Annotated in this window: 19 protein-coding genes; 10 read left to right on the top strand and 9 right to left on the bottom strand. The window is 75.5% G+C overall.

Annotation, left to right across the window (positions count from 1 at the left end):
• Window positions 1-115 precede the first annotated feature (115 nt).
• From K1Y72_RS05185 to pheA, 3 genes are all read left to right on the top strand, one after another.
• Window positions 116-1,471, top strand: coding sequence for a glycosyltransferase 87 family protein (locus K1Y72_RS05185; RefSeq protein WP_220163752.1), 1,356 nt, complete (start codon window positions 116-118; stop codon window positions 1,469-1,471).
• Window positions 1,471-1,917, top strand: coding sequence for a DUF4446 family protein (locus K1Y72_RS05180; RefSeq protein ID WP_220164463.1), 447 nt, complete (start codon window positions 1,471-1,473; stop codon window positions 1,915-1,917). The genes K1Y72_RS05185 and K1Y72_RS05180 overlap by 1 nt, the downstream gene beginning before the upstream one ends.
• A 96-nt stretch (window positions 1,918-2,013) precedes the next feature.
• Entirely contained in the window at window positions 2,014-2,940 is a 927-nt protein-coding gene (gene pheA, locus K1Y72_RS05175) for a prephenate dehydratase (RefSeq protein ID WP_220163750.1), read from the top strand.
• A gap of 37 nt (window positions 2,941-2,977) precedes the next feature.
• On the opposite strand, the gene K1Y72_RS05170 is transcribed toward pheA, so the two are convergent.
• The 5 genes from K1Y72_RS05170 to K1Y72_RS05150 all read right to left on the bottom strand — a co-directional run bounded on the left by K1Y72_RS05170 (window position 2,978) and on the right by K1Y72_RS05150 (window position 7,339).
• Window positions 2,978-3,811: an NYN domain-containing protein gene (locus K1Y72_RS05170; protein WP_220163749.1), complete on the bottom strand. Its 834-nt coding sequence runs from the start codon at window positions 3,809-3,811 to the stop codon at window positions 2,978-2,980.
• Between the two features lie 83 nt (window positions 3,812-3,894).
• Complete coding sequence (locus K1Y72_RS05165) at window positions 3,895-5,016, bottom strand: hypothetical protein (RefSeq protein ID WP_220163748.1); 1,122 nt, start codon at window positions 5,014-5,016, stop codon at window positions 3,895-3,897.
• Complete coding sequence (locus tag K1Y72_RS05160) at window positions 5,013-5,543, bottom strand: SigE family RNA polymerase sigma factor (RefSeq protein WP_220163747.1); 531 nt, start codon at window positions 5,541-5,543, stop codon at window positions 5,013-5,015. Before K1Y72_RS05160 ends, K1Y72_RS05165 begins: the two co-directional genes overlap by 4 nt.
• A 73-nt stretch (window positions 5,544-5,616) precedes the next feature.
• Window positions 5,617-6,411, bottom strand: coding sequence for an ABC transporter ATP-binding protein (locus K1Y72_RS05155; RefSeq protein ID WP_308286908.1), 795 nt, complete (start codon window positions 6,409-6,411; stop codon window positions 5,617-5,619).
• Window positions 6,404-7,339: an ABC transporter permease gene (locus tag K1Y72_RS05150; RefSeq protein ID WP_308286907.1), complete on the bottom strand. Its 936-nt coding sequence runs from the start codon at window positions 7,337-7,339 to the stop codon at window positions 6,404-6,406. The genes K1Y72_RS05155 and K1Y72_RS05150 overlap by 8 nt, the downstream gene beginning before the upstream one ends.
• Window positions 7,340-7,460: 121 nt before the next feature.
• On the opposite strand from K1Y72_RS05150, the gene K1Y72_RS05145 reads away from it, so the two are divergent.
• From K1Y72_RS05145 to serS, 4 genes are all read left to right on the top strand, one after another.
• Complete coding sequence (locus tag K1Y72_RS05145; protein WP_220163746.1) at window positions 7,461-8,078, top strand: TetR/AcrR family transcriptional regulator; 618 nt, start codon at window positions 7,461-7,463, stop codon at window positions 8,076-8,078.
• Window positions 8,079-8,449: 371 nt separating this feature from the next.
• On the top strand, window positions 8,450-10,396 hold the full coding sequence (locus K1Y72_RS05140; protein ID WP_220163745.1) for a hypothetical protein: 1,947 nt from the start codon (window positions 8,450-8,452) through the stop codon (window positions 10,394-10,396).
• A gap of 15 nt (window positions 10,397-10,411) precedes the next feature.
• Window positions 10,412-11,212, top strand: coding sequence for a class I SAM-dependent methyltransferase (locus tag K1Y72_RS05135; protein WP_220163744.1), 801 nt, complete (start codon window positions 10,412-10,414; stop codon window positions 11,210-11,212).
• 53 nt (window positions 11,213-11,265) lie between these two features.
• Complete coding sequence (gene serS, locus K1Y72_RS05130; protein ID WP_220163743.1) at window positions 11,266-12,525, top strand: serine--tRNA ligase; 1,260 nt, start codon at window positions 11,266-11,268, stop codon at window positions 12,523-12,525.
• Between the two features lie 5 nt (window positions 12,526-12,530).
• Here serS and K1Y72_RS05125 read toward each other — a convergent pair whose 3' ends face one another.
• On the bottom strand, window positions 12,531-13,400 hold the full coding sequence (locus K1Y72_RS05125) for a tyrosine-protein phosphatase (RefSeq protein WP_220163742.1): 870 nt from the start codon (window positions 13,398-13,400) through the stop codon (window positions 12,531-12,533).
• 181 nt (window positions 13,401-13,581) lie between these two features.
• On the opposite strand from K1Y72_RS05125, the gene K1Y72_RS05120 reads away from it, so the two are divergent.
• Window positions 13,582-14,388 (top strand): HAD family hydrolase, encoded by an 807-nt coding sequence (locus K1Y72_RS05120; protein ID WP_220163740.1) that lies wholly within the window; start codon window positions 13,582-13,584, stop codon window positions 14,386-14,388.
• A gap of 5 nt (window positions 14,389-14,393) precedes the next feature.
• On the opposite strand, the gene K1Y72_RS05115 is transcribed toward K1Y72_RS05120, so the two are convergent.
• On the bottom strand, window positions 14,394-14,948 hold the full coding sequence (locus tag K1Y72_RS05115; protein ID WP_220163738.1) for a bacterial proteasome activator family protein: 555 nt from the start codon (window positions 14,946-14,948) through the stop codon (window positions 14,394-14,396).
• Between the two features lie 13 nt (window positions 14,949-14,961).
• On the bottom strand, window positions 14,962-15,918 hold the full coding sequence (locus K1Y72_RS05110) for an NAD(P)H-quinone oxidoreductase (protein ID WP_220163735.1): 957 nt from the start codon (window positions 15,916-15,918) through the stop codon (window positions 14,962-14,964).
• 178 nt (window positions 15,919-16,096) lie between these two features.
• Between K1Y72_RS05110 and K1Y72_RS35950 the strand changes: the two genes are divergently transcribed.
• Both K1Y72_RS35950 and K1Y72_RS05100 read left to right on the top strand, forming a co-directional pair.
• The gene (locus tag K1Y72_RS35950) at window positions 16,097-18,280 is read left to right on the top strand and encodes a nucleotide-binding protein (protein ID WP_308286906.1); all 2,184 of its coding nucleotides are present in this window, start codon (window positions 16,097-16,099) and stop codon (window positions 18,278-18,280) included.
• Window positions 18,281-18,302: 22 nt separating this feature from the next.
• Window positions 18,303-18,665: a cupin domain-containing protein gene (locus tag K1Y72_RS05100; RefSeq protein ID WP_220163733.1), complete on the top strand. Its 363-nt coding sequence runs from the start codon at window positions 18,303-18,305 to the stop codon at window positions 18,663-18,665.
• On the opposite strand, the gene K1Y72_RS05095 is transcribed toward K1Y72_RS05100, so the two are convergent.
• Window positions 18,560-19,531 (bottom strand): DMT family transporter, encoded by a 972-nt coding sequence (locus tag K1Y72_RS05095; protein WP_220163731.1) that lies wholly within the window; start codon window positions 19,529-19,531, stop codon window positions 18,560-18,562. The genes K1Y72_RS05100 and K1Y72_RS05095 overlap by 106 nt on opposite strands.
• Window positions 19,532-19,540 lie beyond the last annotated feature (9 nt).

Below are 19,540 nucleotides of genomic sequence, written 5' to 3'. Positions count from 1 at the left end.
TCTGCCCGGCGGGGCTCGCCTCCGGCTTCGCCCCGCCGGGCAGGTAGCGCACTCGCGTGCGTGGCTGGGGGGCGTGCTTACCGTGTTCTCTCGGGGCTGCGCCAGGATGGGGCGCATGCGTGCAGGAAGCGGGGCCGGCGGGGGGCGTGCCGCGGGCCGGTGGATCCAGGTGCTCGGGGTGCTGGTCGCCGTGGCGGCGGTCGCCCCGATCGTGCTCAAGTGGCTGCACAGCCCGCCCGACCAGCGCCTGGTCGACCTGGAGGTCTACCGCGAGGGCGGCAGGGCCGTCCTGCGCGGCGCGCCGCTCTACGACGTGCTCACCCAGCCGCCGCAGTTCCTGCCGTTCACCTACCCGCCGTTCGCGGCGCTGCTCGCCGTCCCCTTCACGCTGCTGCCGTGGAAGGCCGCGCAGTGGACGTGGACGCTGCTCATGTACCTGGCCCTCGCGGTGATCGTCCGGTACGCGTTCCGGGACCTGGTCGCGCGCACCGGCCGCTGGTCGCCGGTCGCGACCGGCGCGCTCGTCGGCGCGGCGGCCTGGCTCTGGCCCGCGTCCGACCAGATGCGGTTCGGGCAGGTCGGGTTCTTCCTCATGGCGCTCTGCGTCGCGGACGCCTGCGCGCGCACCGCGTACTGGCCGCGCGGGCTGCTCGTCGGCATCGCCATCGCGGTGAAGCTCGTGCCGGGCGTCTTCCTGATCTACTTCTGGATCACCGGGCGGCGCGACGCGGCGGTGAACGCGCTGCTCACCACGGGCGCGATCGCGCTGTTCGGGTTCGCGCTGCTGCCGCAGGACTCGGTCGACTACTGGTTCGGGGCGCTGCTGCAGGGCGGCGACCGGACCGGCGCGGTGGACGGCACCACCAACCAGGCGATCAACGGGATGATCGCCCGGCTGCTGCCCGAGGGACCGGTCCGCTCGCTCGTCTGGCTCGCGCTCGTCCTCGCCGTCGCCGTGATCGGGTTCCGCTACGCGCGGCGCCTCACCGTCCTCGCCGACGGCCTCGCCGCGCCCGTCCGGCCCGGCCCGGCGCGCGGCACCGACCTGCTGCGCGCCGCCGACCCGGCGGCCGGCCCGGACGCCTACAGCGCGCTGCTGGCCGGCGTCGCGATCACCGGGCTGCTGTCGGTGCTGCTCTCGCCGGTCGGCTGGATGCACCACCTGGTCTGGATGATCGCGGTGCTGGGGGCTTTGCTCGGCGATGGGCGGGACACGCGCAGAAGCGTCCTCGCGGTCGCGCTCTGGGTCGCGTTCCTGTTCCCGCTGCCGTGGTGGGGCGCGGCACTGTCCGGCCGCGGGCACCCGATCCCCTTGCGCGGGGTGGGCAAAGTCGTGCAGGACGCCTTCGGCCTCCTCGCCCTGGCGATGCTGTTCGTGCTGGGCGGGTGGCTCTACCGGCGGCTCCGCCCGGGTAACGATCATGAAGATCCTTCGCGCCGGGCCGGGCGGGTCGGTACGCTCGCCCCGTGATGCTTGTCGCCGTGGCCGTCGCCGGCGTGATCGCCGGCCTGGCCGGCCTGTCCGTCGCGGTGGTGGCCCACAACCGGGTCAACCAGGTCGTCGAGGAGTGCGCCGAGGTGCTCCGCCGCCAGCTCCAGGTGGCGAGCGGCGCCGTCGACGACCACGCCCTCCGCGACCTCGCGATCGTGCACTACGACGCGCTGAAGGAGATGTCGGGGCACCGCTCGTTCTCGCTCGCGCTGCTGAACGCCACCGGCGACGGCGTCGTCGTCAGCTCGATCAACGGCCGCACCGAGACCCGCACCTACGCCAAGGTCGTCCGGGACGGCTACCCGCTGGAGGCGCTGTCCCCCGAGGAGTCGCAGGCGCTCCGCGCGGCCCGCCTCGGCAAGGGCCCGGTCGTGTCGATGGACGACCCGCTGGCGGACTTCGGCGGCGCGACCGCGCGCGCCTGACGCGCCCGATCCGCCCCGCCCGTAGACTTGCCTCCCAGGAAGAACCGGAGGCCGGGGGGCGCCGCTCCCCGCCGGTGCGCGGGAGGAGCGGGATCGATGCCGGAGCGCTACGCCTACCTCGGGCCCCAGGGGACCTTCACCGAGGCCGCGCTGCGGGCGTTCCCGGCGTCGGCGGGCGCCGACCACCTCCCCTACGCGACCGTCCCCGCCGTCCTCGACGCGCTGCGGCGCCGCGAGGTCGACGCCGCCGTCGTCGCGCTGGAGAACTCCGTCGAGGGCTCGGTGCCGACCACCCTGGACGAGCTCGCCACCGGCGAGCCGCTCCAGATCGTCGGGGAGGTCCACCTGCCGGTGTCGTTCGCGCTGCTGGTGCGGCCCGGCACGTCCCTCGCCGACGTCAAGTCCGTCGCCTCGCACCCGATCGCGCAGCCGCAGTGCCGCCGCTGGCTCGCCGAGCACGTCCCGGACGCCGAGTGGCGCGCGGCGACGTCCAACGCCGAGGCCGCCCAGCACGTCGCCGACGGCCACTACGACGCGGCGCTCGCCGGGTCGTTCGCGGCGGCCCGCTACGGCCTGGAGGTCCTCGCCGAGGACATCCACGACGTCGCCGACGCCGTCACCCGCTTCATCGCGCTGCGCCGCCCGTGCGAGCCGCCGGCGGCGACCGGCACCGACCGCACCACCGTCGTCGCCTTCATCGGCGCGGACCACCCGGGCGCGCTGCTGGAGATCCTGACCGAGTTCTCGGTGCGCGGCATCAACCTCACCCTCATCCAGTCCCGGCCGACCGGCACGGGCCTCGGCTCGTACCTGTTCTGGATGGACTTCGAGGGCCACGTCGCCGACGCGCGGGTCGGGGAGGCGCTGATGGCGCTCCGCCGCATCTGCCGCGACGTCCGCTTCGTCGGCTCCTACGCCCGCGCCGACCGCGTCCGCCCCGAGATCCGCCGCGGCACCCACGACGCCGACTTCGACGCCGCCGCCGCCTGGCTCGACTCCCTCCGCGGCGGCCCCGCCGCCTGACCGCGGCCCTGGCCTCGCCCGCTCTCCCGCCCGGCGACTACGTCGACGTGCGCTGAGCGGGGGCGGCGTCCGCGTCCTCCTCGGCGGGGGGCGCGGGGCCGGCCTCGGTCGCGGGGCGGTGGCGGTCGCGGATGCGGACGACCTGGGGTTTGCCCTCGCCGTGGCCGCGCCGGTCCAGGTCGAACCGCTCGGTGGCCTGCACCAGGTCGCTCAGCTTGGTGAAGCCGTAGGTGCGGGTGTCGAAGTCGGGGTGCCGCTTGCTGAGGATGTTGCCGACGTCGGCGAGGCGGGCCCAGCCGGCCTCGTCGGAGGCGGCCTCGGCGGCGTCGCGCAGCCGGTCGGTGAGGGCGGCGTCGTCGCGCGGGGCAGGCGGTTCGGCGCGCGGCGGGGTGCGGGACGCGGCGCCCGTCGCGACGGCGGCGCCCGGCGCGTGGGCGAGGTTCTCCAGGTAGATGAACTTGTCGCACGCGGCGACGAACGGCGCGGGCGTCTTGCGCTCGCCGAAGCCGTAGACGGTGAGGCCGGACTCGCGGATCCGGGCGGCCAGGCGGGTGAAGTCGCTGTCGCTGGAGACGAGGCAGAACCCGTCCAGGCGGCCGGTGTAGAGCAGGTCCATCGCGTCGATGACCATCGCGGCGTCGGTGGCGTTCTTGCCGCGCGTGTAGGCGAACTGCTGGATCGGCTGGATCGACTGGGCGAGCAGCTGGTCCTTCCAGCCGCGCAGGTTCGCGCCGGTCCAGTCGCCGTAGGCGCGCTTGACGTGGGCCGTCCCGTACCTGGCGACCTCGGCGAGCAGGTGCTCGGCGATGGCGGCCTGGGCGTTGTCGGCGTCGATGAGGACCGCGAGCTTGGCCGTGGTCGCGTTGACCATGTGGCGCTCCTCGGGTGGAGGCGGGCGCGGGGTTCCGCCAGTGTGCCCCGAGCGGGGGCGGGCGGGAACCCCCGCGCCCGCGATCAGCCGAGGGGCGCGGACGTCCAGCGGGCCGGGTCGGTGCCGAGGACGGTGGTGCGGGCGTAGAGGCCGGGCAGCCCGCCGGTGGCCTTCAGCAGGGCCGAGCCCTTGGGGGTGGCCTCCAGGCAGACGTCGGTGCCCGTCACCTCGTAGACGCAGAGGACGTCGAGGCCGGCGCCCACGCGGGTGAGGCCCTCCTTGGTGCGGGCGGGGCCGGCGGCCTGGCGGTAGGCGGCGTGGCCGTCGACGGTGGTGTTGGGCGCGCGCCGGCCGCCCGCCCACATGCGGTCTCCGGCGGGCTTGCCGAGGGTGACGGTCAGGTCGCGCGAGCGGGTCGCGGCGCTGAACGTGAGGACGGTCCGCCAGCCGATGCCGCTGGTCGCGTCGGTCGAGACGCTGGTGCCGATGAGGCGCAGCCCGGCCGGGAGGTCGCGGAGGCGGACCGGGACCGCGAGGGGCGCCGGGGCGAAGCGGACGCCGGCGGCGACGCGGTGGATCTGGGCGGCGAGGTCGGTGCCGGCGGGCGCGGCGTCGAGTTCGAGCTCGGCCCAGCGGCCGTCCGGGCTCTGGAAGCGCAGCCGGGCCTCCCCGGCGGCGGTGCCGGCGCCGGGCGGCGGGGGCTGGAGCCAGTGCGCGGCGCGGCCGTTGACCTTGCCGGCCGGGACGCGCCGGGCGGGCACCGCGCCGCGCATCATGCCCATCGCGGGTTCGCGGCCGGGCGGGTAGACGCTCAGCACGTACTGCGGCAGGCCGCCCTTCTTCGCGGCCGTCAGCTGGAAGGTACCGCTCGCGTCGTCGGTGATCGTGACGCGGTAGCCGGCGGGCAGCGCGCCGAACGTCGCGGGTCCGGTCAGCGGGTCGCGGGCGGCCGGGCGGCCGCTCGCCACGGACGGCCGGTGCCCGTCCCCGCCGGCGGGCACGGCGATCACGGCCGCGGCGGCGAGGCCCGCGGCCAGCGGGACGGCGGCGCGGGCGGCGCGGCGGCGCCGGCGGGCCCGCGCGCCCCGGGCGCGGACGTCGGCGAGGTCGGTGCGGATCGGGGGGACGGACGCTTCGGCGAGGTCGTGCAGGCCGCTCCGCAGCCCGTCGAGGTCGATCGTGTCATGGCTCGTGCGGTCGGTCATGCGAGGCGCTCCCGGGAGAGGTCGCGGTCGTCGGCGGCGGTCAGGCGGGCGCGCAGGGCGGCGAGGGCGCGGGAGCTCTGGCTCTTGACGGTCCCCGGGGTGCAGCCGAGCTCGCGGGCGGTCTGCTCGACCGACAGGTCGCAGTAGAACCGCAGCACCACGACGGCGCGCTGGCGCGGACCGAGCGCGGCGAGCGCGGCCCGCAGGTCCAGCGCGGCGTCCGGATCGGCGGCGCGGCCGGCGGCGTCGGGCGGCTGCCGCACGGTGACGACGCGCCGCCACCAGGCGGTGCCCTGCTCGGCCAGGAACACCCGGACGAGCAGGGTGCGCACGTAACCGTCGAGGTTGTCGGCCTTCCGCGCGCGGGCCCAGTGCACGTACAGGCGGATGGCGGCGGTCTGGACGAGGTCCTCGGCGCGGGCCGGGTCCTGGCAGAGCAGGACGGCGACCTTGTGCAGCCAGGCGAGCCGCCCCGTCACGTACGCCGTGTACTCCGCGTCCGCCGTGCCGTCCCCGTCCCACCCCATCCGCCGTCCTCCGCCGCTCGCCGACCCTGACGCACCTCTGATCGGGACGGGCCGCCGGATGGTTGCACGGGTTTCAGGCGTTCCGCTCGTATTCGGGGAGGACCTCCTCGGTGGGGCCGTCGGCGCGGACGCGGCCGGCGTCCAGCCAGATGGTGCGCTCGCAGGTCTCGGCGATGGTGGACGCGCTGTGGCTGACCAGGAACACCGTGCCGGCGCCCTCGCGCAGCTCCTGGATGCGGTCGCGGGAGCGCCGCTGGAAGCGGCGGTCGCCGGTGGACAGCGCCTCGTCGATCAGCAGCACGTCGTGGGTGCGGGCGGCGGCGATGGAGAACCGCAGCCGGGCCGCCATGCCGGACGAGTAGGTGCGCATGGGGCGGGCGGCGGCGTCGTCGCGCTCGTTGATGCCGGCGAACTCGATGATCGGGTCGTGGGCGGCGCGCTCCTCGGCGGGCGTCATGCCCATCGCCAGGCAGCCGAGGGTGACGTTGCGGTCGCCGGTGAGGTCGTTCATCAGGGCGGCGTTCACGCCGAGCAGCGACGGCTGGCCCTCGGTGTAGACGCGGCCGCGGTGCGGCGGCAGCAGCCCGGCGATGGCGCGGAGCAGCGTCGACTTGCCCGACCCGTTGGTCCCGACGAGGCCGATCGCCTCGCCCTGGCGCGCGACGAAGCTGACGCCCTTCACCGCGTGCACCTCGCGGACGACGGGCGCGGCGCGGCGTGCGGCGAGCCGCCCGAGCCGCGGCGTCCCGGCGGGCCGGGGCGGGCGGACGCCGTTGACGCGGTAGACGACGTGCACGTCGTCGACGATGACGGTGGGGTCGCCGAGATGGTCGGCGCGGGCGGCGCCCGGCAGGATGCGGTCAGCCACGTCCGTACTCCTCCTCGCCGCGCCAGAACACCAGGTAGCCGCCGATGCCCGCGGCGAGCGCCCAGCCGATGGCGAGCGTCCAGAGGTGCGGGGGCAGGTCGGCGCGGTGGACGGAGTCCAGCAGCGCGTAGCGCATCAGCGCGATGTAGACGACGGTCGGGTTGGCCTCCAGCGCCGCCGACACCGCGTGCGGGAAATGGCCGGCGAGGTGGCGCGGGTCGTAGAACACGCCGGAGAAGTACATCCAGGTCCGCAGGATGAACGGCATGAGCTGGGAGACGTCGGTGACCTTCGCGCCGAGCCGGGCCAGCGCCATCGCCAGGCCGGCGTTGAACACCGACTGGAGGGCGAGCGCGGGGACGGCGAGGAGCCAGCGCGGCGTCAGCGGCTCGCCGCGGGCGAGCACGATGGCGGTGAGCACGGCCATCGAGAACAGCAGCTGCTGGAGCTGGCTGAGGGTGATCGACAGCGGCAGGCAGGCGCGCGGGAAGTGCAGCGCCCGCACCAGGGCGAGGTTGCCCTGGATCGCCTTGGTCCCGGCGAGCACCGAGGTCTGGGTGAAGTTGTAGACGAAGACGCCGGTGCAGAGGTAGGCGATGTAGTTCGGGACGCCGCGGCTGCTCCCGAACAGCAGCCCGAAGATCAGGTAGTAGACGGCCGCGTTGAGCAGCGGCGTCATGACCTGCCACAGCTGGCCGAGCCGGGAGCCGGAGTAGGTCGCGGTGAGCTTGGCGGTGGCGTGCGCGGACACGAAGTGGCGCCGCCGCCACACCTCGGCGGTGTAGCGGCGCAGGGACGGGCGGGCGCCGCTCACCGCCAGGCCGTAGCGGGCGGCGAGGGCCGCGGGCGCCAGGTCCTCGTCGGGCGGGACGGCGGCGGGCGCGGGCGCGGCGGCGCTCCGCCGGGCGCCGCCGGGAACTGCGATCACGCCGGTCACTCTCCTCTCGGTGTCCCGAGCATGGACGGAACGGTACCGTTCCGTCCTGACGGAGCGTAGGCCGCGCCGCCGGGCGGGCGCAAGCGCCGCGTCCCGTGGCTAGGCTCTGTTCATGGACACGCCACCTCCGCCGTCGCGGCGGCCGCCGGCCGGTGCCGCCGTGCTGCGCGAGGACAAGACCGAGGCGATCCGCGCCGCCGTCCTCGCCGAGCTCGCCGAGGCCGGCTACGGGCGGCTGTCGATCGAGGCCGTCGCGCGCCGCGCCGGCGTCGGCAAGGCGGCGGTGTACCGGCGCTGGCCGACCAAGCCCGACCTGGTGATCGACACCGTCTCGGCGTTCGCCGCGCTCCGCCTGCCGGTGCCCGACACCGGCTCGCTCCGCGGCGACGTGCGCGTCCTGCTGCGCGGCCTCGTGCGCGCGCTCCGCCACCCGCTGGCCGCGGTGATCGTCCCCGACCTGCTGGCCGAGGCCGCCCGCAACCCCGCCATGGCCCGCACCCTCCAGGACACCCTGCTCGCCGCGCAGCGCGAGGTCACCCGCGCCGTCGTCGGCCAGGCCCACGCGCGCGGCGAGCTGCCGTCCGAGGACGCCGACCCGCTCGCCCTGGACCTGCTGCTCGGCCCGCTGTACTGGCGGATGACCGTCGTGCACGCCGACCCCACCCCGACCGAGCTCGACCGGCTGGCCGCCATCGTCGTCACCACGCTCCACGGGCATGCCCTGAAGTAGGACAAGTGTCGCGCCCCCCGGCCCCCGCCCCGGCGCCGTCCGCGCCACCCGCGACCACCCGGTCACCCAAAGTCGAGATGCGGCGTGCCGGGCACTTTCGATCTTCAAAGTGCCCAACACGCCGCATCTCAACATGGGACGACCGGGTGGTCATCGCCGGCGGTGGGGACGGCGCGGGGCGGGGCTCGCCGGGCGAATTGACGAGAGCCCTCGACCCGGCGTGGGTCGAGGACTCGTCGAGAACGGCGGCCCCCTCCCCCCGCGCGGAAATGTGACCCGCATCACCTACGGCATCCGTCATCCCATCGGAGCCGTCGCCCGTCTCTCCAACACCCCCTGTTGATCTTGGAGATGGTGTGCGCGGAAACGGTGTGCGCGGTTACCTGGCGGGCCTGACGGCCCTCGGCGTCGTGGTGGCGACGCTGTCCCCGGCGGCGGCCTGGGCCGACCCCGGCGTCGCGATCCTGCAAGCGGTGCTCAACACCGCGGGCACCACGACGGTGCGCGGCTACGTGAAGATCGACGCCGCGGCGCCGGACGGCGTCGCCAAGGTCTCCGTCAAGCTCCGCACCAAGGGCGCGGACGCCCCCTACGCCGCCCTCGACGACCTGGCGCGCCGCAACGGCACCGCGCAGCAGGGCACCTGGACGGCCGGGCCGATCGAGCTGCGTCCCGGCCGTACCTACCTGGACGTCGAGGTGACCGACGCCGACGGCGACCGCACCACCCGCACCGCCGCCGCCTTCGCCGATTCCCCGGGCGGCACCGCCACCGCCTTCGGTCCGTACGCCGTCGCCGGCACGGCCCGGTTGAACCAGGGGGCCGTCACCGCCCCCTTCGGCGCGGAGCTGGACCTGGTCGGGCCGCAGCCCGAGCGCGTCGACGCCGCCCTCTACCGGGCCGGCACCGACGAGCAGGTCGCCGACTTCGGCACCCTGGCGGCGTCCACGTCCGGCACCCAGGTCACCTACCGGTCCGCCGCGAAAGCGGACGTCCCGGTCGGCGACTACGAGATCGTCACGACGCAGTGGAGCCAGGGCGACGCCGTGCGCCGCCGGTCCGGGACCGTCCAGCGGCGCCTCGCCCGCACGCTGACCGAGCTCACCGCGACCCCGTCGGCCGCCGACGTCGACCACCCGACCGTGACCGTCACCGGCCAGGTCGAGGACGCCGCCACCGGCGTCCCGCAGCAGGGCGTCCCGATCTCGGTGCCCGACACCGACGCCACCGCCGTCACCGGCGCCGACGGCCGCTTCACCCTGCGCCTGGACGTCACCGGCGGCGTCACCCGGACGGTCGTCGCGGGCGGCGACGACCGGTACGCCGGCGTGCGCAAGGACGTCCAGATCGGCTGGCACCGGCTCCCGACGCAGCTCTCCCTCACCGCCACCGCGGCGACCCGCGTCGGCCAGAAGGTCACGCTGAGCGGCGTGCTGGAGCGGCGGAGCGGCGACGTCTGGACGCCCCTCGCCGGGCGGGCCGTGCGGCTGTCGCTGGCCGAGGGCACCACCGTCACCCCCGTCGGCCAGGCCGTCACCGACGCGGCCGGCCGCTACAGCGCCCAGGTCGTCGTGACGGGCAGCGGCCGGTGGATCGCGGACTACGACACCCCGGACGACCGCGGCTTCACACCGGCGGAGGCCTCGACGGACCACCGGTCCGTCGCCTACTCCAGCGCGGTCAAGGGGTTCACGGTGACGCCGTCCGCGCTCGCCTCCAGCGGGAACGTCACCGCGCGCGGCCAGGTCGTGCGCACCCTGGCGAACGGCACCGTCGAGCCGGTCCCCGCCGGGCACCACGTCTTCTTCCAGTTCTCCGCCGACGGCCGCACCTGGGACTACGCGGTGGCCGGCACCACCGGCGCGCAGGGCCGCTTCACCATCGCCGCCAAGGCCACGCGGACCGGTTTCTGGCGCGCCTACTACGACGGCATCGACAGCACGACGTTCACCACCCCGAACGCGGACGCCACCAGCGCCGCCGTCAAGGTGACGGTCGGGGCCAAGACCGCGTTCTCCGGCTTCAACGCCTCGCCCGAGCCGGTGAAGAAGGGCAGGACGATCACCGTCGGCGGCAAGCTCAACCGCTACCTCGGCGGCAAGTGGAAGCCCGCGGGCGCCGGAGCGTCCATCGGCATCTACTTCAAGGCCAAGGGCGCCACCGCCTGGACCCTCCTGGCCACCGCCAAGACCACCTCCACGGGCACCTTCGCCAAGAAGTTCAAGGCGTCCAAGGACGGCACCTGGTACGCCTCCTACAAGGGCAGCACCACCTACCTCGGCTCCACCAGCGCCGGCGACTACGTCGACGTCCGCTGAGCTATCGTCCGGGCCATGGCGAACGACTTCGACGCGTACGAGCGCGAGCTGTGGTCCGGGCGTGCGGCGGCGTACGAGCAGGGGTTCGCGCTGCTGACGCGCGGCGCGGTCGGGCCGCTCCTCGACGCCGCCGGCGTCGGGGAGGGCACGCGCGTGCTGGACGCCGGCACCGGTCCCGGCTTCGTGGCGGCCGAGGCCGTGCGCCGGGGCGCGCTCGTGTCGGCCCTCGACGCCGAGCCCGGGATGGCCGAGACGGCCCGCCGCAACGTGCCCGGCCTGGACGTGCGGGTCGCGGTGCTGCCGGACGTGCCGTTCCCCGACGGCGAGTTCGACGCGGTCGCCGGCAACTTCGTCATCAACCACGTCAGCGATCCGCTCGTCACCCTCACGGAGCTGCGCCGCGTGCTGCGGCCGGGCGGGCGGATCGCGCTGACCTGCTGGGTGATGCCGGGCGTCGGCGCGCTGTCGGTCGTGCGCGAGGCGCTCGACGCGGCCGGCGTCCCGATGCCCGCCGACATCCCCGAGCCGCCGTTCGCCGAGCACGGGCGGCGCGAGCCGTTCGAGCGCCTCGTCCGCGCGGCCGGGTTCGACGCCGTCGCCGAACCGCTCGACTGGGAGCACCCCGTGGACGCCGAGGAGTGGTGGGCGCAGGTCGCGCTCGGCCGCGTCGGCACCAACGGCGTCGTCGTCGGGCGGCTGGACGCGCCGGCCGTCGCCCGCGTCAAGGACGCCTACGACCGCGTCGTCGCCCGCTACGCGCGCGGTGGCCGGACCGTCCTGCCGGCGCGCGCCCTCCTCGCCCGCGGGACCGCCTGAACGGCGGGGATATCGGTGCGTCCGGCGGCCCGCGAACCGGTAGCCTCGTGCCTGTGATTGACCTGCGAGCTCTTCGAGACGACCCGGAGCGGCTGCGCGCGTCCCAGCGCGCCCGCGGTGAGGACGACGCCGTCGTCGGCGCCCTGCTCGACCTGGACGAGCGGCGCCGCTCCGCGCTGACGTCGTTCGAGCGGCTGCGCGCCGAGCAGAAGAGCTTCGGCAAGTCGGTCTCCCGGGCGCAGGGCGACGAGCGGCAGGCGCTGATCGAGCGCGGCAAGGAGCTCGCGGGCCAGGTCAAGGACGCCGAGGCGGAGGCCGACCGGCTCGGCGCCGAGCTCGACGGGCTGCTGAAGAGCGTCCCGAACGTCGTCGAGGACGGCGTCCCGCCCGGCGGCGAGCAGGACTTCGCCGTGCTGGAGCACGTCGGCGAGCCGACGTCCTTCGACTTCGAGCCGAAGGACCACCTGGAGCTCGGCGAGGCGCTCGGCGCGATCGACATGGAGCGCGGCGCGAAGGTCGCGGGCGCCCGCTTCTACTACCTGACGGGCGTCGGCGCGCGGCTGCAGTACGCGCTGCTGAACCTCGCCATGGAGCAGGCCGTCGCGAACGGCTTCGTCCCGATGTACCCGCCGGTGCTGGTGAAGCCGGAGGCGATGGAGGGCACCGGGTTCCTCGGCCGGCACGCCGACGAGGTGTACCGGCTGAACGCCGACGACCTGTACCTGGTCGGCACCTCCGAGGTGCCGCTCGCCGCCTACCACATGGACGAGATCGTCGACGCGTTGCCGCGGCGCTACGCGGCCTGGTCGTCGTGCTTCCGCCGCGAGGCCGGGTCGTACGGCAAGGACACCCGCGGCATCATCCGGGTGCACCAGTTCGACAAGGTCGAGATGTTCTCCTACGTCGACCCGGCGGACGCGCACGCCGAGCACCTGCGGCTGCTGGCGTGGGAGAAGGAGATGCTCGCCAAGGTCGAGATCCCCTACCGGGTCATCGACGTCGCGGCGGGCGACCTCGGGTCCAGCGCGGCCCGCAAGTACGACTGCGAGGCGTGGGTGCCGACGCAGCGGGCGTACCGCGAGGTCACCTCGACGTCGAACTGCACCGACTTCCAGGCGCGCCGCCTGTCGATCCGGCACCGCGACGCCGACGGGCGGACCGCGCCGGTCGCGACGCTGAACGGGACGCTCGCCACCACCCGGTGGATGGTCGCGATCCTGGAGAACCACCAGCGGGCCGACGGGTCGGTGCGGGTGCCCGAGGCGCTCCGCAAGTTCATCGGCCTCGACGTGCTGGAGCCCGTCAAGCGCTGACCGCGCTACCGCAGCAGCCGGTTCCGCAGCGCGGCCCGGGTCGCGGCGTCCACGCCGAGGCCGCGGGCCGCGAACGCGTCGAACGAGCCGTAGTCGCGGCGGATCTGGTCGAACGCCGCGTCGAGGTAGGAGCGGCGGACGGTGAGGAACGGCACGAGGAACGCCGGGTCGATGCCGACCGCCCGCAGCTTCGCCTCGGTCGCGGCGTTCCCGGCGGCGAGCTCGGCGTTGGAGCGCAGGAAGTCGCGGTAGACGGTCGCGCGGTCCACGCCGAGGAGCGTCAGCAGGATCGCGGTCATGGTGCCGGTGCGGTCCTTGCCGGCGGTGCAGTGGTAGAGGACGGGCCCCTTGCCGGCGGCGATGCGCCGCAGCGTCGCGGCGAACCGCGCGCGCGAGGCCGGGTCGTGGATGAAGCCCCGGTAGGACAGCTCCATGAACGCGGCGCTCTTGTCGGGCGCGGCGACCGCGTTCGCCAGGGCGGGGCCGAGGTCGAGCAGCGACGCGGACGCGGCGTTGATCGGCGCGGCGACGGGCGTGACGCCGGCGGGCAGCCGGTCCTTGCCGTCGGAGGCGATCTCGCCGGTGGAGCGGAAGTCGACGGCGGCGGTGAGGCGCAGCCCGGCGAGGGCCCGCACGCCCGCTGGTGTCACCTTGCTGAGGGTCGCGGCGCGGTAGACGAGGCCGTAGCGCACGTGCCGGCCGGACGCGGCGGCGTACCCGCCGATGTCGCGGACGTTGGCGGCGCCGTCCACCGCGATGACGCGCGGGACGGCGGCGGCGGTGCGGGCGGTCGCGGCGCCCGCCGGGGCGGGGAGGGCGGCGGGGGCGAGGGCGACGGTGCCCGCGAGGGCGGCGGCGAGGATCCTGCGGGTCATGCGGACGGCCTTCCACACGGGGGGCGGGGAACGTGAAGAAGATTTCGCAACGAGCTGTCCGCACGGTAGCGCCGGGGAGGCCGGAACGGGAAGGCCCACCGGCGATCCGCGGGGCGCGCGCGGGGGAGGCGGGCGTCCGGGGCGTCGCCTAGTGTGTGTCCCGTCAGCACGGGAAGGTGACATGCCTGTTACGAAGCCGCGCCTCGTGGCCACCGATCTGGACGGGACGATCGTCCGCTCCGACGGCACGGTCTCCGACCGGACGGTCGCCGCGCTCGCCCGCGTCGAGGAGTGCGGCGCGGCGCTCGTCATGGTCACCGGCCGGCCGCCGCGCTGGATGGCCGAGATCGCCGCGGCCGTCGGGCACCACGGCGTGGCGATCTGCGCCAACGGCGCGGTCCGCTACGACCTGCGCACCGAGACCGTGCTGCACGCCGACCTGATCGAGCCCGAGGTGATCGCGCGGGCGGTGGAGCGGCTCCGCGGCATCGACCCCGAGCTGCGGTTCGCCGTCGAGTACCCCGACGGGTTCGTCTTCGAGGCCCGCTACAACCTCGGCCGCTGGGACGCCGAGGCGCTCGGCGGGCGGCCCGTCGACGGCGAGGCGCTGACCGGCCGCCCCGGCACCAAGCTGCTCGCCTTCCACCCGAGCGCCGACCCCGACGACCTCGCCGAGCGGGCCGGCAAGGCCGTCGGCGACCTCGTCACCGTCACCCACTCCTCCGGGCGGGGCCTGCTGGAGATGAGCGCGCACGGCGTCACCAAGGCGAGCGCGCTCGCGGCGTTCTGCGCCGAGCAGCGCATCGCGCCCGCCGAGGTCGTCGCGTTCGGCGACATGCCGAACGACCTGCCGATGCTGACCTGGGCGGGCACCTCCTACGGCGTCGCGAACGCGCACCCGCTGGTGCTGTCGGCCGTCACCGGCACGACGCTCCGCAACGACGACGACGGCGTCGCCCAGGTCCTCGAACGGCTCTTCCCCGCCTAGGCGGGTTACAGGTAGGGGCCGTTGGTGCGGCCGCCGGGCCGCTCGTCCTCGTCCTCCGGCGCGACGGCGCCGGGCGGCAGGACGCCGGCGGGCAGCGCCCGGCGCATCTGCTCCAGCTGCGCGCGCGCCGCCATCTGCTGCGCGAACAGCGTCGTCTGGATGCCGTGGAACAGGCCCTCCAGCCAGCCGACGAGCTGGGCCTGCGCGATGCGCAGCTCGGACTCGCTCGGCACCTGGCCCTCGGCGAACGGCAGCGACAGCCGCTCCAGCTCCTCGACGAGCTCGGGCGCGAGGCCGTCCTCCAGCTCCTTGATCGAGGACTGGTGGATCTCGCGCAGCCGGGCGCGGCTCGCCTCGTCCAGCGGGGCGGCCTTCACCTCGTCCAGCAGCTGGCGGATCATGCCGCCGATGCGCATGACCTTGGCGGGCTGCTCGACCATCTCGGCGACCGACTTCTCCTCGCGGTCGCCGTCGCCCTGGCCGGGCGCGCCGCCGGCCGCGATGCCGTTCGGCCCGACGACCAGGATCTGCGGCTGCTTGTCAGAAGGCTGCTCAGTCATAGTCCCTCGATTCTCACACGGTCAGCACGATCTTGCCGACGTGCCCGCCGTCCTCCATCACGCGGTGGGCCGCCGCCGCGCCGGCCATCGGGATCCGCCGGTCGACGACCGGCCGCACCCGTCCCGACTCCAGCAGGGGCCACACGTGCTCGCGGACCGCGGACACGATGGCGGCCTTCTGGTCCAACGGACGGGCGCGCAGTCCGGTTGCGCTGACCGAGCCGCGCTTGGCCATCAGCGCGAGGAGGTCCAGCTCGGCCTTCGCGCCGCCCTGCATCCCGAGGATCGCGATGCGGCCGTCGGCGTTCAGCGCCGCGATGTTGCGGGCGAGGTAGGACGCGCCGAGGTGGTCGAGGATGACGTCGAACGGGCCGTGTTCGACGAAGTCGTCCTCCCGGTAGTTGATCACCTGGTCGGCGCCGAGCCCGCGGCACCGCTCGCCCTTGGCCGCGCTGCCGACCGTGCAGGCGACGGTGGCGCCGTACGCCTTGGCGAGCTGGATCGCCATCGTGCCGATGCCGCTGCCGCCGCCGTGCACGAGGAAGCGCTCTCCCTCGGCCAGCCGCGCGATCTGGAAGACGTTGGACCAGACGGTGCACGCGACCTCGGGCAGCGCGGCGGCGTCGACGAGGTCCACCCCCGCCGGGACGGGCAGCAGCTGGCCCGCCGGGACGGCGACGCGCTCGGCGTAGCCGCCGCCCGCGAGCAGCGCGCAGACCCGGTCGCCGGGACGCCAGCCCGTCACGTCCGCGCCGACGGCGGCGACGGTGCCGGACGCCTCCAGACCGGGGTAGGGCGGGGCGCCGTCGGGCGGCGGGTAGAAGCCGCGGCGCTGCATGACGTCGGCCCGGTTGACCGCGGACGCGGCCACGTCGACCAGGACCTCGCCCGGACCGGGCGCGGGATCGGGCACCTCGGTCCACTCCAGGACGTCGGTGCCGCCGGGTTCGCGGATGACGATCGCGTGCATGGTCCCCACGCTACCGGGCACGGGAGTGACCGAAACGTTGCCGTGAATTGTCGGCGATGCCCGATGGTGTGCGTCTACGTCTGGGATACATGGTATTTGCTGCCGGGTATCCTGCCGTTGGGCTGTTGCCGCCCTGTTCGGTGGATGATCGCCCGGGACGTGACCGAGGGGAGAGACGGTGGCGAGGAACGACCAGGACGGACGCTCCCTCGAAGAGCGGCTCGCCTCGCTGGACGCGATGAGCGGCGACACCGGCGAGCGGCCCCGTCCCGACTCGGCCGCCGAACCGACCGCCGAGCGCCCGCGGCCGGAACCCGGGCCCGCCGGCCCGGAGGCCGCCCCCGGTCCGGCCCCCGACGCGAACCCGTGGCTCGCGGCGCCGCCGCCGTCCCCGCCGCCTCCCCCGGGCCAGGAGTACGGCGCCCCGCCCGCCTACGGCAGCCCGCCGCCGCCCGACTTCGGCGCTCCCACGCAGTTCGGCACGCCGGTCCCGCCGCCCCCTCCGGGCGGCGGCCTCCCCGACCATTACCCGGCCGACCATCCTGCCGACTTCAACGCGCCCCCGCCTCCGCCAGGCGGCGCGCCCGTGCCCGGCGCTCCGGGGCACGGGCGCGCCTCGGACGAGCAGCGGCCCGGCGCCCCCGAAGGCGAGGGCGCCCCTGCCGGGCAGCCCGCCCCGGGGCAGCCGCTGCCCGGCCAGCCGCTGCCGGGGCAGGCGCCGCCCGGATACGGCCAGCCCGCACCCGGGCTGAGCTCGGAGCCGCCGCCCGCCTACTACGGGCAGGACGTCCCCGGCGGGTACAGCACGGCGCAGCCGCCCGCTCCGCAGCCGGCGGAGCCCGAGGCCGACGAGGAGGACGCCCGGACGTCCGTCGTCGGCCACGGCCCCGGAACGCCCGGACCCGAGAACGCCGAGCCCACGGTCGCGGACGCCGGTCCCGCTCCCGGCCCCGCTCCCGTTCCCGCTCCCGAGCAGCCGGGCGCCCCCGCCGGGCCGCCCGTCTTCACCCCGCCGCCGTGGGAGAACGCCGGTTACAACGCGCCGCCGCCCGCCGGTTACGGCCCACCGGAGGGCTACGGCCGGCCGCCGGTCCCGGGCGGCCATGCGGGACAGCAGCCGCCCGCGCCCTACGGGCAGCCCGGCTGGGGGCCCGAGGGCGGCTTCCGGCCCGGCCCGCCCCCGCAGCCCGGCCCGCCCGCGCCGTACGCGCCGGGCCCGCAGCCGTACGAGAACCCGCAGGGCTTCCCGGGGACGCCGGGCTTCGACATCCCGCAGCCGCCCTACGGCCCGCCCGCCGAAGGCGAGGGCGCGCCCCCGCTGGAGCAGCTCCCGCCCTACCCGGCCGGGCCTCCGCAGGGCTACGCGCCGCCCTACCCGCAGCCGCCGCTCCCCGCGCAGCCGCCGCAGGCCCCGCCGCCCGACCCGCAGTCGGCGGAGAGCCTCAGCTCGGAGAACCTGCTCGGCGAGCGCCGCCACGCCCCGTCGTCGGGATGGCGCCGCGCCGTCTACAAGGCGACCGCGGGCGGCATCCACCCGGGCGAGTCGCAGTCCGACCTGCGCCGCAAGGACCTCGTCGACCGGGCCCGCACGCCCGTCGCCGGCGGCCACCACCGCGTCGCGGTCATGTCGCTGAAGGGCGGCGTCGGCAAGACGACCACCACGACCGGCCTCGGCTCGATGCTCGCCTCGCTGCGCGGCGACCGCGTCATCGCCGTGGACGCCAACCCCGACCGCGGCACCCTGTCGGACAAGGTGCGGCTGGAGACCGCGGCGACGGTCCGCGACCTGCTGAACGACCGCGGCCAGGTGCACCGCTACGCCGACGTCCGCGCGTTCACCTCGCAGAACGGCGCGCGCCTGGAGGTCCTCGCCTCCGACCGCGACCCGGCGGTCAGCGAGGCCTTCAGCGCCGAGGACTACGCCGCCGTGTCGGTCGTGCTGGAGCAGTACTACTCGATCTGCATCACCGACTGCGGCACCGGCCTGCTGCACTCGGCGATGGCGGGCGTCCTCGCCCTCGCCGACCAGCTCGTGCTCGTCAGCTCCCCGTCGGTGGACGGCGCGCGCAGCGCGAGCGCCACCCTCGACTGGCTGGAGGCCCACGACCACGGCCACCTCGTCCGCAACGGCGTCGTGGTGCTGTCGATGGTGCGCAACCGGACGCGCAGCCAGGTCGACCTGGACAAGCTCCAGGCGCACTTCGAGTCGCGCTGCCGGGCCGTCGTGCGGATCCCCTACGACGACCACTTGGAGGAGGGCGCCGAGGTCGAGCTGGAGGCGCTGTCCCCCGGCACCCGCGAGGCGTACCTGAACCTGGCGGCCGTCGTCGGCGACGGCTTCGTCTACCAGCGGCCCTCCTAGACCCCCGGTAGAGTCGTCGCCCGTGCCGGACGACGTGTACGTGGGGAAGGCGGCCGCGGACGCCGCGGCCGACCGGGGCTGGCTGCTCGGGCACTTCAAGGAGCCCGGCGACCGGCGGCACAGCGCCGACGTCGAGATCAAGTGGGGCGTGCACCCCAAGGGGGAGCGGCGTGCCCGCTGGACGTCGGGGGAGAGCCGGACCGCGCTGCTGGTGCTGATCAGCGGGCGGTTCCGGCTGGAGTTCCCCGGCGGCGACGTGGTGCTGGCCGAGCAGGGCGACTACGTGGTGTGGCCGCGCGGCGTCGACCACTCCTGGGAGGCCGAGGAGGAGTCCGTCGTGCTGACGGTGCGCTGGCCGTCGGTGCCCGGGTACGCGGTGCCCTGAGCGGCCGGCGCCGCGCGGCCCCGCAGCGTCGCGAGCACCGAGCCGGCGAGGATCAGCGCGAACGAGGCGAGGATCCCGGCGTCCAGCGGCTCGTCCAGCAGCAGCACGCCGCCCGCGACGGCGACGGCCGGGTTCACGTAGGTGAACACCATCGCCCGTGACGTGCCGGCCTCGCGGAGCAGCTCGAAGAACACCAGGAACGCGACGGCGGTGCAGAGCACGCCGAGCCCGGCGAGGGCGGCGAGCGCCTTCCCGGACGGCGCCGCGGCGGGCCGCGTCAGCGCGGCCGGGACGGCGTAGACGAGGGCGCCGACCGCCAGGCACACCGTGGACAGCGCGACGCTCGGCACGTCCTGGAGGCGGCGCGCCATGACGATCGGCGCGGTCGCGTAGCCGAGCACGACGAGCAGCACCTCGCCGAACGCGCGGGCGCTGCCGCCGCCGAGGTGCGGCGCGGCGAGCAGCGCGACGCCGCCGAGGCCGACCAGCAGCCCGGCCCAGCGGGCGGGGCCGAGCCGCTCGGCGTCGCCGGCCAGCCGGCCGATGAGGACGCCCGCGATCGGCACGGCCGCGATCAGCAGGCCCGTCATCGAGCTGGACAGGGTCCGCTCGGCGTCGGAGAGCAGCGCCCACGGGCCGAGGATCTCCAGCGCCGCGAACAGCAGCAGCGGCCGCCAGCGCGCGCGGGCCGCGGCGAGGCCGCCCGAGCGCACCGCGAACGGCAGCAGGAGCAGCGCGCCGGCGGCGGTGCGCGCGAACACCACCACCGGGACGGACACCTCCGCCACCGCCACTTTGATCATCAGGTAGGGGACGCCCCACAGCACGCACATCGCGGCGAACAGCGTCCAGCCCCGCCGGGTCACGGCCACCTC

Source organism: Actinomadura parmotrematis (genome assembly GCF_019458805.1).
Lineage (GTDB): Bacteria > Actinomycetota > Actinomycetes > Streptosporangiales > Streptosporangiaceae > Spirillospora > Spirillospora parmotrematis.
Note: the sequence above shows the minus strand (reverse complement) of the source record. Positions and strands in the feature narration are given on the sequence as shown.